The 14,635-nt window shown below is 59.5% G+C and carries 13 protein-coding genes; 9 read left to right on the top strand and 4 right to left on the bottom strand.

The genetic code is table 11. The annotated features are described in order from the left end of the window. The first annotated feature begins 19 nt into the window (after positions 1–19). The 6 genes from BVL55_RS03175 (at position 20) to lpxK (ending at position 5,855) form a co-directional block, all read left to right on the top strand. A complete protein-coding gene (locus tag BVL55_RS03175) occupies positions 20–1,354 on the top strand; it encodes a TldD/PmbA family protein (RefSeq protein ID WP_342098041.1) in 1,335 nt (444 codons plus the stop codon). Further along, on the top strand, positions 1,341–2,144 hold the full coding sequence (locus BVL55_RS03180) for a 3'(2'),5'-bisphosphate nucleotidase CysQ (protein ID WP_075995697.1): 804 nt from the start codon (positions 1,341–1,343) through the stop codon (positions 2,142–2,144). Before BVL55_RS03175 ends, BVL55_RS03180 begins: the two co-directional genes overlap by 14 nt. A 141-nt stretch (positions 2,145–2,285) precedes the next feature. Further along, positions 2,286–2,552: a DUF4170 domain-containing protein gene (locus tag BVL55_RS03185; protein ID WP_075995698.1), complete on the top strand. Its 267-nt coding sequence runs from the start codon at positions 2,286–2,288 to the stop codon at positions 2,550–2,552. Between the two features lie 64 nt (positions 2,553–2,616). Beyond that, positions 2,617–3,420 (top strand): lysophospholipid acyltransferase family protein, encoded by an 804-nt coding sequence (locus BVL55_RS03190; RefSeq protein ID WP_075995699.1) that lies wholly within the window; start codon positions 2,617–2,619, stop codon positions 3,418–3,420. Positions 3,421–3,478: 58 nt separating this feature from the next. Then, a complete protein-coding gene (locus BVL55_RS03195) occupies positions 3,479–4,798 on the top strand; it encodes a 3-deoxy-D-manno-octulosonic acid transferase (protein ID WP_075995700.1) in 1,320 nt (439 codons plus the stop codon). Continuing rightward, a complete protein-coding gene (gene lpxK / locus BVL55_RS03200; protein ID WP_075995701.1) occupies positions 4,788–5,855 on the top strand; it encodes a tetraacyldisaccharide 4'-kinase in 1,068 nt (355 codons plus the stop codon). The genes BVL55_RS03195 and lpxK overlap by 11 nt, the downstream gene beginning before the upstream one ends. 2 nt (positions 5,856–5,857) lie before the next feature. On the opposite strand, the gene BVL55_RS03205 is transcribed toward lpxK, so the two are convergent. Beyond that, positions 5,858–6,058 carry a DUF2093 domain-containing protein gene (locus tag BVL55_RS03205; RefSeq protein WP_075995702.1) on the bottom strand — a complete coding sequence of 67 codons (201 nt, stop codon included), beginning with the start codon at positions 6,056–6,058 and terminating at the stop codon, positions 5,858–5,860. Positions 6,059–6,142: 84 nt separating this feature from the next. Continuing rightward, a complete protein-coding gene (gene mutL / locus BVL55_RS03210) occupies positions 6,143–7,975 on the bottom strand; it encodes a DNA mismatch repair endonuclease MutL (protein ID WP_075995703.1) in 1,833 nt (610 codons plus the stop codon). Between the two features lie 139 nt (positions 7,976–8,114). Here mutL and BVL55_RS03215 point away from each other — a divergent pair, with 139 nt between their 5' ends. The 3 genes from BVL55_RS03215 (at position 8,115) to BVL55_RS03225 (ending at position 13,078) form a co-directional block, all read left to right on the top strand. Continuing rightward, entirely contained in the window at positions 8,115–9,290 is a 1,176-nt protein-coding gene (locus BVL55_RS03215) for an MFS transporter (protein WP_162841440.1), read from the top strand. 275 nt (positions 9,291–9,565) lie between these two features. Then, positions 9,566–11,503, top strand: a complete 1,938-nt coding sequence (locus tag BVL55_RS03220; RefSeq protein ID WP_083649613.1) for a SulP family inorganic anion transporter — start codon at positions 9,566–9,568, stop codon at positions 11,501–11,503. Between the two features lie 117 nt (positions 11,504–11,620). Further along, entirely contained in the window at positions 11,621–13,078 is a 1,458-nt protein-coding gene (locus tag BVL55_RS03225) for an NAD-dependent succinate-semialdehyde dehydrogenase (protein ID WP_075997850.1), read from the top strand. Positions 13,079–13,124: 46 nt separating this feature from the next. Here the strand turns inward: BVL55_RS03225 and BVL55_RS03230 are convergent, their stop codons facing one another. Together BVL55_RS03230 and BVL55_RS03235 are read right to left on the bottom strand one after the other, a co-directional pair. Then, the gene (locus BVL55_RS03230) at positions 13,125–13,475 is read right to left on the bottom strand and encodes an EamA family transporter (RefSeq protein ID WP_075995706.1); all 351 of its coding nucleotides are present in this window, start codon (positions 13,473–13,475) and stop codon (positions 13,125–13,127) included. 3 nt (positions 13,476–13,478) lie between these two features. Then, entirely contained in the window at positions 13,479–14,429 is a 951-nt protein-coding gene (locus BVL55_RS03235; RefSeq protein ID WP_244530581.1) for a glycosyltransferase, read from the bottom strand. Positions 14,430–14,635: the final 206 nt, after the last annotated feature.

Genomic DNA, 14,635 nt, shown 5'->3' on the forward strand with positions numbered 1-14,635 from the left:
GGGAAAGGAACGCCGTTTGGTGGTTCAGTTTGAAAGCCTTGAAGAAGATGCCAGCCGCCTCGTCTCTGCAGCGCTGAAGGCCGGTGCTGACCAGTGTGACGTTGTCGTTACAAAAGGGCAGTCCGTTGGTGTTTCGGTCCGCGAAGGCAAGGTGGAAAACACCGGCAGTGCGGAGGGCGATGATTTTTACCTTCGCGTTTTTTCCGGCAAGCGCGTTGCCACGGTATCGACCAACCAGGTTAGTGACCTGGCGATGGTCGCAGAACGCGCCGTCGCCATGGCCCGCGTTTCGCCGGAAGACCCGTTTCAGGATCTGGCGCCGCGCGAAGACCTGATCACCGAAATCCCCGATCTTGACCTGCTGGAATCCTCCCCGCCCGATCCTGCCCGGCTGCAGGAGGCAGCGCTTGAGGCGGAAGACGCCGGGCTGGCCGTCACCGGCGTTTCCAAATCAATGGGAGCATCTGCGGGCTGGGGCATCTCCGGTTTCGTGCTTGCCACCTCTGCCGGGTTTTCCGGCAGCTATGCCCGTTCGGGCTGTTCGGTGTCGGCTTCCATGGTCAGCGGCGATGGCGACACGATGGAGCGCGACTACGACTTTTCCAGTGCCGTCCATCGCGGCGATCTGAGGAGCCCGGCGGAAATCGGCAGGACAGCCGGGGAGCGCGCCGTGCGCCGCGCCAATCCCAGAAAGGTCGACAGTGGCAATTATCCGGTGATTTTCGACCGGCGTCTTGCCGGCGGCCTTCTTGCAAGCCTGCTGGGTGCCATCAATGCAGCTTCGGTGGCTCGCAAAACCAGTTTCCTGCGGGACCGGCTGGGCGAACAGATTGCTGCTTCCGCGATCACGGTAACCGACGACCCGCTGCGAAAGCGGGGGTTGGGTTCAAGGCCTTTCGATGGTGAAGGCCTGGCCTGCAAACCACTGGTTCTTGTCGACAAGGGACAGTTGACCACCTGGTTGCTGGACGGGGCGACAGCCCGCGAACTCGATCTTCAAACCAATGCGCGTGCCTCGCGCAGCGGCTCGGGCACATCGCCATCCTCCACCAATGCCTGGATTGCCAATGGCAGCAAGTCACCACAGGAATTGGCGCGCGACATCGGCACCGGTTTCCTGTGTACCGAAACCATCGGACACGGCATCAACATGGTAACCGGCGATTATTCCAAGGGCGCCAGTGGTTTTTGGATCGAAAACGGAAAGATCACCCATCCGGTTGCGGAGATCACCATCGCCGGCAATCTCAAGGACATGTTCATGGCAATGACACCGGCCAATGATCTGGAGTTCCGGGGTGCAACGAATGCGCCGTCCCTGCTGATCGAGGGCATGACCATTGGCGGCAAATGATCCTGCTCCGCTTTCTGCCGATCTTCAGCTGATCGAAAAAGCTGCCAAACAAGCAGGCCGGATCGCCATGACGTTTTTCAGGGCCGACAATCAGGTCTGGCACAAGCATGGCAATTCTCCCGTCTCGGAAGCTGATTTTGCCGTTGACCGCTTCCTGATCGAAACCCTGCGGGCGGCACGTCCTGGCTATGGCTGGCTTTCTGAGGAAACCGAGGACAGCGGCGAGCGGCTTTCGGCAAGCCGCATCTTCGTCGTTGATCCCATCGATGGAACAAGAGGGTTCATCGATGGCAGAAAGGAATGGTGCATCTCTGTTGCGGTGGTGGAAAACGGCGTTCCGGTTGCCGGCGTTCTCGAATGCCCTGCACTGGGCGAAACCTATGCTGCAGCCGGCGGTCTGGGCGCCAGGCTGAACGGCGGCAAGCTGGCGGTACTTTCCGGCCGTTCCGTTGCCAGCGTTACCGCTTCGAGCAAGCTCAACCGGGAAATCAGGGCAAGCCATGGCGACACGCTCAGCGTAGTGCCGTTTGTGCCCTCGCTGGCATACCGGCTTGCCATGGTGGCGGGCTGCAAGGTGGACGCCGCGCTTGTAAAACAGGGTGCCAGCGAATGGGATATCGCCGCTGCCGATGTCATCCTGCAGGAAGCGGGCGGCATTCTGGCCGGGCTGGATGGGGCGCGCCCGCAATACAATCAGCCGGCAACCCGATACGGCCCCCTGCTTGCCAGTGGCATGGAGGCGGTGGGGGATGTTATCGAACTTGCGAAATCAGGCGGATTTCTTCATTAGAGCAATTCAGGTTTTGGCGGAATCGGCGAACGCTGAACGCACAACCGCATTTGGCTGGTCAAGCAATACCGGATTTTCGGCTAGCGGAAATCGCCTGACCAACACCAGGGTAATGACAATTCAACGCAACCGGAGCAGCAAATGACGAGTGAAGACAAGAACAAACCGGTGGAAAAGGATGGCCAGTTGCTGCATCTGGTTTTCGGTGGCGAACTGAACGAACTTCAGGGCGTTACCTTTCGCGACCTCGACAAGGTGGACATTGTCGGTCTTTTCCCCGATTACCGCTCGGCCCATCAGGCATGGAAGGCCAAGGCACAGCAGACGGTTGATAATGCTCACATGCGCTATTTCATCGTTCACCTGCACAAGATTCTCGATCCCGATGGTGACGGAAAATACGGCTGAAGGCGACAGGGTGCGCCAATGCCGGCATGGAGTGCGCGGCCGGTTTCAAAAAAGGTAGCAAGTTATGTCCGGTCGCAAGACTGAGGAACCCGGCACGGCAAAGCCGAAACGGCGCAGGACGCCCGTCTGGCTGCGCAAGCCCGGCCGATGGATTTCGCAAAATGGAGCTTTCGCCGCCATCGTCGCCTGGATTGCCGTGCGGTATCTGAAGTTCGTTTTCAGGACCAATTCCTGGGTGGTGGAGCCGGACGACATTCTTGATCAGGTTGAGCCGGAACTGCCGGTTATTGTCTCCGTGTGGCATGGCCAGCATGTTCTCCTGCCTGCCATTCCCATCGGGCTCAGCGGTGCGGTAATGATCTCACGCAGCCTGGATGGTGAAATCACCGCCCGCGTTGCGGAAGCTTTTGGCGCCAGCACGATCCGGGCTTCGGGAGGCCGAAATCCGCGCCATACCCTGTCCAAGGGAGCCTTGCGGGGGTTTCTTGAAATGTTGCGCATGCTGAAGAACGGGCAGAACGTGCTCCAGACCGCCGACATTCCCAAGGGAACCCCGCGGCGCGTCGGGCAGGGGATTATCTCCCTTGCGCAGAAATCCGGCCGGCCGATTGTGCCGCTGGCCGTGGCGTCTTCCCGCCGCTGGGTCTTGCCCAAAAGCTGGGACAGGACGACAATCAACCTGCCGTTCGGCAAATCTGCCATCGTGGCTGGCGAGCGCGTCAGGGTTTCCGCCACTGCCGGGCCGGACGAACTGGAAGCAGCGCGCATCAGGCTGAAGGACGAGATGGACCGCATTACCCGCAGGGCCTATGAACTGACGGGCGTACCGGAGCCTGAAGTGACGGGCATGCCGGGAGAGGGAAAATGAGACTTCCGGATGGATACAGCAGCAGGATTGCGCGGCAAGGGGAGTTTGCGGCTTGGCGATGAATGATCTCATCACCCGCCTCACCCTTGGCGGATACCGGCGTTTCGGCCGGCTGATCTATCCGTTCATGGGACCGTTTCTTGCCCTCAGGGCCCGGCGCGGCAAGGAAGATCGCGCCCGCCGCTATGAGCGCTATGGCTATCCCAGTACCGAGCGGCCTGCCGGCCCCCTGGTCTGGTTTCATGCCGCCAGTGTCGGCGAATCCATGGCGGTTCTGGCACTGATCGAGCGGGTACACGCCCATGGCGTCCATGCGGTCATGACAACCGGCACCGTCACTTCCGCCAAGGTAGTGGCAAAGCGGCTGCCCAGAGGGGCGTTTCATCAATATGTGCCGCTCGATCTGGAACAGGCCGTCAACCGGTTTCTCGACCACTGGAAACCGGATCTCGCGGTATTCACCGAATCGGAGATCTGGCCGACCTGTATCGAGCGCTTGAGGCACCGCCGCATCCCGCATGTGCTGGTCAATGCCCGCATGTCGGACAAATCCTATGCACGCTGGAAAAACGCCCCTCAGGTTGCCTCGGCCCTGTTTGAGAGTTTTTCCCATGTGATCGCCCAATCCTCGCTCGATGCCGAGCGCTACCGCAAACTCGGGGCAAGGCCGGTTGTTATTTCCGGCAATCTGAAGGTCGACACCAAGGAACTGCCATATGACGAGGCGGAACTGCGCCGCGTTGCAGGTCATCTCACCGGCCGCCCTGCCTTTATTGCCGCCAGCACCCACCGCGGTGAGGAGCAGATCCTGCTCGATGTGTTCAAGCGGCTGAAGCCTGCATTTCCCCAATTGCTGCTTATTCTGGTTCCCCGCCATCCTGAACGCGGTGATGAGATCGAGGCGCTGGCACAGGGCCTGTCGCTGGATGTCGCAAGGCGCAGCCGCAAGGAGGCGATCCGCGCCATCACCGATGTCTATCTGGGAGATACGATCGGCGAGATGGGGCTTTATCTGCGCATGGCGCCGATTGTCTACATGGGCAGAAGCCTGGCAGGATATGGCGGCCAGAACCCTCTGGAACCGGCAGCCATCGGCAATGCGATCCTGTCGGGTAAGCATGTAACAAACTTTCGCGATTCCTACCGCAGCCTGTTATCGCGCAAGGCGGTGCGGCTGGTTGAGGATGGCGACATGCTGGCTGCCAACCTTGAATTTCTTCTGAGCAATCCAGATGAGTGCGAACGGATGATCCAGGCAGCCCAGGACACCGTACGCGACATGCGCGGTGCGCTCGACCGCACGATCGACGTGCTGGATTCCTATGTCTTCCCGCTGACGGTAAAGCGCAAACTCGAGGACATCGGAAATGGCGATTAACGAAACGCCACCGTTCTGGTTCGAACCGCCGGGGGTAAAGGCCTGGTTGATGGCGCCGTTTTCCATCCTCTATTCAAGAGCTGCGGCCCTGGCAATGCATGCGCGGTCGTCAGGCGCTGTCGACGTGCCGGTTTTATGCGTCGGCAATTTTGTTGCCGGTGGTGGTGGAAAGACGCCGACCGCCCTGGCTCTGGCTGAAACGGTCAGAAAACGCGGTTTCAAACCGGGGTTTCTCTCGCGCGGTTATGGCGGCAGGATTTCCGGCCCCGCTCAGGTGGAGCTCGGTCGCCACAATGCCGGGGATGTGGGTGATGAACCATTGCTGCTTGCCCGTTCGGCGACAACGGTGATTTCCTCCAACCGGCTTACCGGCGCACAAATGCTGGTCGAACTGGGCTGCGACTTCATCATCATGGATGACGGCTTTCAAAACCCGCGCCTGAAGCGGGACTATGCGCTGGTCGTCGTCGATTCCCGGCGCGGCATCGGCAACGGTTTTGCCATGCCGGCCGGCCCGCTGCGCGTACGCATGAAGGACCAGTTGCCGCTTGCCGATGCCATTCTGGTGATTGGCGACGACGCAGGTGCACAATCGGCGGTGCGCATGGCAGCGCGTGCCGGAAAGCCGGTCTATCAGGGCCGTTACAAGATGCTCGACGCCGCCCGTTGGAAGGGGAAATCACTGCTTGCCTATTCCGGCATCGCCGATCCGCAGAAGTTTTTCGACAGCCTGGTCGGGGCAGGCGGGCAGTTGGCCATGGTCAGGGCATTTGGCGATCACCATCTGTTTTCCCGCGACGATGTTACTGAATTATTGGACCGCGCCAAGCTGACAAACGCGGAACTGGTAACCACCGCCAAGGACCATGTACGCCTCAGGGGCATGGGCGAGGCACAGGAACGCCTTGCCAAGGCGAGCGCCGTTGCCGAAATTGAGCTGGCCTTTGCCGATAATGGCACCGATGAGCGCATCATCGATGCTACCTTGCAGCGCTTCGAAAAGCGCCAACTGGAATCTGCAAAAAAACCGGAAGATGGGCTGGAAGCTGCCGGCTGAGATCAGGCAAGACCCTGTTCGCGCCGCACGGAAGCAGCCACGTCAACATAAGCCTCCTGGCGGTCAACCGACCAGTATTTGAGTTCATCAATCGGGATCGGTTTGCCGGTCACCGCGCAGCGCACAAAGGAGCCTGGCGAAATCACGTCAAAGTCGGCATCGCCATAGCGTATTTTTGCTTCTCTGGAGCCCGGTTCCAGCATGATCGCGTTCTCCGCCTTGTCAGTAGCCTACCATTTAGAGTGTCAGGCCAGACCGTGCAAGCATCGCAGCCGGTAGATTGCTGGTTACCGCCCGAACAGGCGTTCAATGTCCTTCAGATCAAGCTCCACCCAGGTCGGCCTGCCGTGATTGCACTGGCCGGAATTGGGGGTCACTTCCATCTGCCGCAGCAGCGCGTTCATTTCGTCGGGCTTGAGCAACCTGCCAGACCGCACACTGCCGTGGCAGGCCATGGTGGCTGCAACATGTTCAAGCCGGTCGCGCAGTCCCTGGGCCGATCCCCATTCGGCAAGTTCGTCCGCAAGATCGCGAACAAGCGCCTGGGCATCGACCTCGCCAAGCATGGCCGGCGTTTCCCGCACGGCAATTGCCCCCGGGCCGAACTGTTCGATGGTGAGCCCAAGCGCGGAAAGTTCGTCGGCTGCTTCCGCCAGCCTTGCAGCGTCCTCTTCAGGCAGGTCGACGATTTCGGGAATGAGCAGCATTTGCGAGGGTAGCCCGTCCTTCAGGCCTACCTTCAGCGCTTCATAGACAATTCGTTCGTGAGCTGCATGCTGGTCGACGATCACCAGCCCCCGTTCGGTCTGCGCGATGATGTAGTTCTTGTGCAACTGCGCTCTGGCCGCTCCCAGCGGATGGCGCTGTGCTCCTTCTGCCGGTTCATCTTGCACGGCGGCCGCATTGCCGGAAGGCTGGGAAAAGCTGTCCATTTCCGGCTGATATGCTGCAGGAGCCTCGCCAAATCCGTTGTCTGCATAAGGGGAGGCCGCCGGCGGGAATGCAGCGGCATCTTGCGCAGGTGAAGGGTCGTTGAGCGGGGCATGGTAGCTGCCAGGCTTAAATGCCGGTGCCTGCGGGCTGGAAAATCCTGGCCGGAACGCTGCAGCCATTCCCGCGCCGCCTTCGCTTGAGGCACGATGCCCGGCATCGAGAATGGCCCGTTTCAGGCTTCCGACCAGCAGGCCGCGCACCAGCGCTGCATCGCGAAAGCGCACGTCTGCCTTGGCCGGATGAACATTAACATCCACTTCCTGCGGCGGCACGGTGAGAAACAGCACCAGGACCGGATGCCGGTCCCGCAGCAGAAAATCGGAATACGCGCCACGCACCGCGCCCATGAGCTGTTTGTCGCGCACCGGCCTGCCGTTGACGAAAAAGAACTGGTTGAGGGCATTGCCCCGGTTGAAGGTCGGAAGGCCCGCAAACCCGCGCATTACAATGCCTTCGCGTTCTGCCTCCACCGTCATTGCGTTATCGAGAAATTCCCGGCCAACAATCTGGCGGATGCGGTCGCGCATGGTGCCGGCTGGCCAGTCCAGTGCGCTGCGGTCACCGCCGCCAAGCGTGAAATGAATGCCGGGAAAGGCAAGCGCAATGCGTTTGACGGTTTCGGTGATTGCGTTTGTTTCTGCACGGTCCGACTTCAGAAACTTGCGCCGTGCCGGAACGCGCGAAAACAGATCGCGTACTTCAATAACTGTTCCGGCTGAAAGCGCGCCGGGCTTGACGGGGTGAACGTTCGCATTGTCGACGGAAATCTGCCAGGCATTGGGTTCGTCCTTTGCCCGCGAAAGAATGCGCAATTCTGCAATGGAGCCGATGGAGGGCAGCGCTTCTCCGCGAAAGCCAAGCGTACTGATATCGAGCAGGTCGTTCGCCAGCTTCGAGGTGCAATGGCGCTCAACGGCAAGCGCCAGATCGTTGCGCGTCATGCCGCTGCCATTGTCGGAAATGCGGATTAGCGCCTTGCCGCCTTCCGCCGTAACGATGTCGATGCGGGAAGCGCCGGCATCGATGGCGTTTTCCACCAGTTCCTTGACAACGCTTGCGGGCCGCTCGACGACCTCGCCGGCGGCAATCTGGTTGATCATGGAATCGGAAAGACGGACAATCGCCATGGCTTCTTAATGAAGGCCATTGCCCGGTCTAGTCAATTGCCGGCCCGCAATGGTGAACATCTCTTTTTGCCTTTTGCTTTCGCTCTGCTTTTCAATTCGCTACAGCAGGACTTTGCGTTCACCTGGCGGGTATTCCTCCGTGACACCACTTCAGATCATCATCTATTGCGGCCTGCTGCTCAGCGTGTCTGCCTTCTCCGTCGATATTCTTCTGCCTGCCTTCGGGCTGATGGCGGCTGACCTCAACGCCGACTACAGCGCCATACAGATGGCGGTGCCGGTATTCCTTGCGTTCATCGGCATCGGGCAGCTCTTCACCGGTCCCCTGTCGGACCGGTTCGGGCGGCGTCCGGTTCTGATGTCGGGGCTGGCAGCTTTTGCCGCGGGAACCGTTTTGTGCCTGTTTGCGGAAAATGCGGCCATGCTGCTTGCAGGCCGGGCAGTTCAGGGGCTTGGGGCCTCCGGCGGCCCGGTAGTCGCACGCGCCATTTTGCGTGACCTTTTCTCCGGCCGCCAGCTTGCCGCCAACATCGCCCTGGCAACCATGGTGTTTGCCTTTGGTCCGATCGTGGCACCCCTTGCCGGCGTAGCCTTCATGCAGTTCGGAAGCTGGCGGATGATTTTCGCTGCAATTTTGCTGTTCGGTCTTTTGCTTTTGCTGGTCGGCATGGCGTTCCTGCCCGAGACCATCGCCAGGACCGATCCGCGTGCCACCCGCCTTTCGACCCTGCTTGCGAACGCTGTTGCTGTCATGCGCAACCGGCAGTCGCGGTTTTACGGCCTGCTGCTTGGGCCCGTCATGAGCCTGATGATGCTGATCCTGATTTCCGTTCCCCGCATCTACAGGGAGGAGTTCGCCATTGAGGGCGCACTGTTTGCCGTCCTTTTTGCCATACACGGCATTGGCATCATCATCGGACAGTATTTCAACCGCGCCCTGATCCATCGACGCGGTCCGCAGTTTGCCCTGTTTACGGGCGGCATGATTGCCGTTGCCTCGGTTGCGCTGATGCTGGTTTTCTGGTTCGCCGGTGTGCTCGATGCCTATCTCCTGTCCTTCACCATGATCCTGTTTGCCACCAGTTTTCTGACCATGGCGGCAAACTGCATGGCGTTGTCGCTCGACCCCCATGGCGCCATCGCCGGTTTCGTGTCCTCTTTTGTTGAGTCGGCAAGCCGGCTTTTTTCCGCTGTTTTCTCTGGTGTCATCGCCTTGCTGGTCGGCGGAAGGCTCGACCTTTTCCTGTATGCGCTGATGGCCATCACATTGGCGGTTTTGGGGTTGATTCTCGCCGGTCAAAGGCGCATGTCTTGACGTTAGGTCCTGCTGGCAATCCGGATTTGCGTTTCCGCAGGCAGGCTGCAACCGTCCTCCACCCTTTTTGGGGTAACGGGTGGAATGCACAGCTGAACCGGCGCCACACTACCGCAACACCCGTTCGCCAAAACGGTTTGAACCATCTGGCACTACTCCCGGCGGGCCGTCGGGGACTATACGGGCAGGAATTGGATATCCGTTGCGCGGGAAGTCTGCGATGCCGGCCTCCCGCGGACACTGGCTGATTTCCTGTTTTTTTGGACGTAATCACCATGGCTGGCTTCCGCCCTAGAGATCTGGTAGCATACCTTCAGGGAGTATCCCTGCAGCGCCTGCTGCCATTCCTCGAATGGCGCAGCATGATCAACGGCCAGGCCCTGCGGTCCGATGTCTATGCCGGATTGACGGGGGCCACAATCGTGCTTCCCCAGGCAGTCGCGTTTGCAGCCATTGCCGGCCTTCCGCCGGAATACGGATTTTATACTGCGATGATCACGCCGGTCGTCGCGGCGCTTTTCGGCTCGTCCTGGCATGTGGTCTCCGGTCCCACCACGGCGATTTCCGCACTCGTTTTCGGTGCCCTGTCCGGTTCGTTCGAGCCGGGATCGGGCCAGTGGATTCAGGCGGCCATAACGCTCACTCTTCTGGTGGGAATTTTCCAGCTTGCGCTCGGCCTGGCACGCCTTGGCGCCCTGGTCGACTTCGTCTCCCATTCGGTGATGGTAGGCTTCATGGCCGGCGCTGCCACGCTGGTTGCCTTGAGCCAGATAAAACACGCCCTCGGGATCGAGTTGCCCAGGCCAGACGACATGGTCGATTATGCAGTGGCCGCCTATCACAATGTCGCCGCAACGGATTGGCGCTCGGCCCTGATTGCCTTCATCGCGCTTGCGGTCGCCGTTGTATCGAAAAGGTATTTTCCCAGATTGCCGAATTACCTGTTTGCCTTGCTTGCCGGCTCCTTCGCCAGCGTGGCGTTGAAGGGCGAGGAAAACGGCGTCAATCTGGTCGGTGCCATTCCCTCGGTCTTTCCGGAGTTTTCCGCCCCTTCCTTCAACATCAATCTGATGGGCGATCTTGCCCCGGCAGCCTTCGCCATCGCCCTGGTCGGCCTGCTTGAGGCCGTCTCCATCGCACGTGCCATTGCCATCAAGTCCGGTCAGGAACTCGACGGCAACCAGGAATTCATCGGTCAGGGCGTTTCAAATACCTTTGGAGCATTTTTCCAGTGCTATGCAGCTTCGGGATCGTTCACCCGCTCGGGGCTTAATTACGAGGTGGGCGCTGCAACCCCCCTTGCCGCCATTTTCGCTGCCGCCTTCCTGTTTTTGATCCTGATTTTTGTGGCGCCGCTGTTTGCCTATGTGCCGATTCCGGCAATGGCAGGTGTGATCATCCTGGTCGCCTGGAAGCTGATCGATTTCCGGGAGCTGTGGCACATCATGAACACCAGCCGTGCCGAAACCTCGATTGCAATGATCACCTTCGTTTCGACGCTGTTCATCGATCTTGAGTTCGCCATCTATATCGGTGTGATGCTGTCCTTCCTGATCTTTCTCAACAAGTCGGCGCATCCCTTCATCGGCATCGGTGCCCCGGACCCCAATACGACGCATCGCGTGTTCCGCAATTCCGAAACCCATGGGCTGGTGGAGTGTCCGCAGATGGTGTTCGTGCGCATGGACGGGCCATTCTATTTCGGTTCGGTGGAGCATGTTCGCCGCAAGTTCCGCGAGATCGAGCGCAAGCGCGCCAGACAAAAGCACATGCTGTTCATGGTCAAGGGGGTAGGGGAGATTGACCTGCCCGCTGCCGAACTGCTGATCGAGGAAGCACGCCGCCGCAAGCGCCGGGGCGGCTCTTTCCACGTCCAGGCAAAACAGGTTGCGGCCATCAAGCGCCTTGACCGCTTTCACGTCTCAGAAGCCCTTTCCACCGAACACGTTCACACCTCCAAGGGCGATGCGATCGCCGAGATCGTGCCGGTGCTTGATCAGGATATTTGTGCTACCTGTACGGCACGCATCTTCCGCGAATGCCCACCGCCGCCTGAAGGGTTTCTGCAAGAAGCCGAAAAGAGCGCAACGGAATCCCGGTCCGGCCCAGGACAGAAGCCCGGCCCAGGATCCCAGCCTGACACTGAGCCGAAGCGTGCAGGCACATCCCGGGACAAACCGCCGCGCAAGGAAAGGGCGGATGCTGCCAAGTAGCGCCTTCGTGTGCTGGGTTGCTGCCTGCGCTTCAATCAGGTTTTATTCCGTGCCATTCTGCACGGCAGACCATGAACCATTTTTGCACCAACACGATCATAATGCGGAGAACTGATGATGCTGGCAAATTCCAACGCATATTTGAAAGAAAAGAATCTGATCGGCGGCGAATGGGTGGATGCTGACAGCGGCGAAACGCTGTCCGTCAACAATCCGGCAACGGGTGAGACCATCGGCACGGTTCCCAGGTCCGGAAAGGCGGAAACCGCCCGCGCCATTGATGCGGCGGCTCAGGCATTTGCCACCTTTCGCAAGACCACCGCGCTGGAGCGCTCGAAAATGCTGCGCCGCCTGCATGACGCGATCATGGACAATCAGGAAGCGCTCGCCCAGCTGCTGACCCAGGAACAGGGCAAATCGCTGTTTGAAGCGCGCGGTGAAGTCGGCATGTCCGCCGGCTATGTTCTGTGGTTTGCAGAGGAGGCGCGGCGCAGTTATGGCGATCTTGTTCCCTCTCCCTGGGCCGACCGCCGCATCATGGTAACCAGGCAGCCGGTCGGCGTGATTGCTGCGATCACACCATGGAATTTCCCGTCCTCCATGCTGGCCCGCAAGATCGGCCCGGCCATAGCCGCTGGCTGCACCAGCGTTGTAAAGCCGGCTTCCCAGACGCCATATTCCGGCATCGCCTGGGGCCTGCTGGCCGAAGAGGCGGGCATTCCGCCCGGCGTGATCAACGTCGTCACCGGCTCGGCTTCCGAAATCGGCGGCGAAATCACCCGCAACGCCAAGGTGAAGAAGGTAACCTTCACCGGTTCCACTGCAGTCGGCAAGCAATTGCTCAAACAGTGCGCGGGTACCGTCAAGAAGGTTTCCATGGAACTGGGTGGAAACGCGCCTTTCATCGTCTTCGACGATGCCGACATCGACCGTGCGGTGGAGGGGGCAATCGCCGCCAAGTACCGCAATTCCGGCCAGACCTGTGTGTGCACCAACCGGTTTTACGTTCAGTCGAAGATCTACAACAAGTTCGTCGATAAGCTCGCTGCCGCCGCCGGGGAACTAAAGGTCGGCAACGGGCTTGAAGAAGGGGTGCAGCAGGGCCCGCTGATCGACATGAAGGCGGTGGAAACCGTGGAGGCGATGATTGCCGATGCCACAAAAAAGGGCGGCAAGATCGTCGCCGGCGGCAAGCGGCATGAACTGGGCGGCAGTTTCTTCGAGCCGACCGTCATTGCCAATGCCAAACCGCGCATGAAGTTCACCAAAGAGGAGATTTTCGGGCCGATCTCCCCGGTCTACAAATTCAAGACCGAGGAAGAGGCGATCGACCTTGCCAACAACACCGAATACGGGCTTGCCGCCTATTTCTACACCCGTGACCTGGGCCGTGCCTTCCGGGTTTCAGAAGCCCTGGAATACGGGCTTGTAGGGGTGAATGAGGGGGTGATCACCACGGTGGAAGCTCCTTTTGGCGGCTTCAAGGAATCGGGGCTTGGCCGTGAAGGCGGCCATCAGGGCATCGAGGACTATCTGGAAACCAAATATGTCTGTGTCGGTGGTCTGGGGATGTAGGCAGAGGCCGGTTGCGCGCCGGCCCCTTGCTGATCTTGGATTCAGATCAGGCGTGGCTGATGACCAAAATGCCGGCAACGATCAATGCTGTGCCGAAGAAGAAGGTCGGGTTGAGCTGCTCGGAAAGCAGAAAGTACCCGATGATCGGCACAATGACGAAGCCCGACGCCATGAATGGGTAGGCGCGGGAAATATCGGTTTTGGAGACGGCGATCACCCACAAGAACGAGGCGATGCCGTAAAGCGCCATTGCCCCGATGAAATAAGGGTTGAAGGCGATGCTCCAAAGATCGCGCGCAAGATTGCCGCTTAACTGGCGCCCTGCCATCTTGAACAGGAACTGGCCAAAGGCAATCATCACCGGCACGATGATCAACAGGGCCAGGTCAAGCCGCATGGCTTATTCTCCAGCCCGGGTGCGGGTCATGTTGTAGAACATGCGTTTGATCTCCGCGCGCATGCGGCGAATTGAATCGAGCACCACGCCGGCGGTAATGGTGAGCATCGAAACGATCACGATACCGGTGGCAAGAATTGCCGTGGGCAGCCGCGTTACAAAACCGCTGCGGCTGTATTCGATGATCAGGGGAAACGCTAGTGCGCAGGCAAACAGGATGCCGGCAAGGCCGATTGCCCCGAAAAACCAGAAAGGCTTGTATTCCTTCAACAGCACGATGATCGTCTTGAGGATGCGCAACCCGTCGCGGACCGTTGAAAGCTTGCTTTCGGAGCCTTCCGGCCGGTCCTTGTATTCCAGCGCAAGTTCTGCGACCGGCAGGCGCAGCTGCGACGCGTGGACGGAAAGCTCGGTTTCAATCTCGAAACCGGCGGAGACTGCAGGAAAACTCTTCACGAAACGGCGGGTAAAGGCGCGATAGCCTGAAAAAATATCGCTGAACTCGCGGCCGAACAGGGACGTATAAAGCAGGTTGAACAACCGGTTGCCCGCGGCATGGCCGCGCCGTTGATGATCGGTGTCGGCGCCGATGCGCGCACCCACCACCATATCGGCCCGCTCGTTGATCAGCTTGCTGACCAGAAGCGGCGCATTGGCGGCATCATAGGTGTCATCGCCATCGACCATGATGTAGATATCGGCATCGATCTCGGCAAACATGCGCCGAACCACATTGCCCTTGCCGGGCCGGCTTTCATAGCCGATCACAGCTCCGGCCTTGCTGGCAACAGCTGCCGTGTCGTCGGTCGAATTGTTGTCGTAGACGTAGACGGCGGCTGCAGGCAGCGCCTTCTTGAAGTCCTTGATCACCTTGGCAATCGTCACTTCCTCGTTCTTGCACGGAACGAGGACTGCAATGCGCATTTCCTTTGCCTTTTGCGCTGCCTTGGTCATCTCGGTTTTCTCTGCTTTTGAAAGCTGTAGCATAATTCGCCTGCTGGTTCCGCCCTGCTGGTTCTGCCCTGCTGGTTCTGCCCTGTGTTTCTGATTGTGTTGCCGGTGGCGCCCTGCCAGAGCGAACTCTACGCACATGACAGATGGATTTGTGCGCACACAGTAGCCATTCGCCGTAAATCAAATCTTAAATTGAATAGCCGAAT

The sequence above is a fragment of the Salaquimonas pukyongi genome, from assembly GCF_001953055.1.
Taxonomy (GTDB): Bacteria; Pseudomonadota; Alphaproteobacteria; order Rhizobiales; family Rhizobiaceae; genus Salaquimonas; species Salaquimonas pukyongi.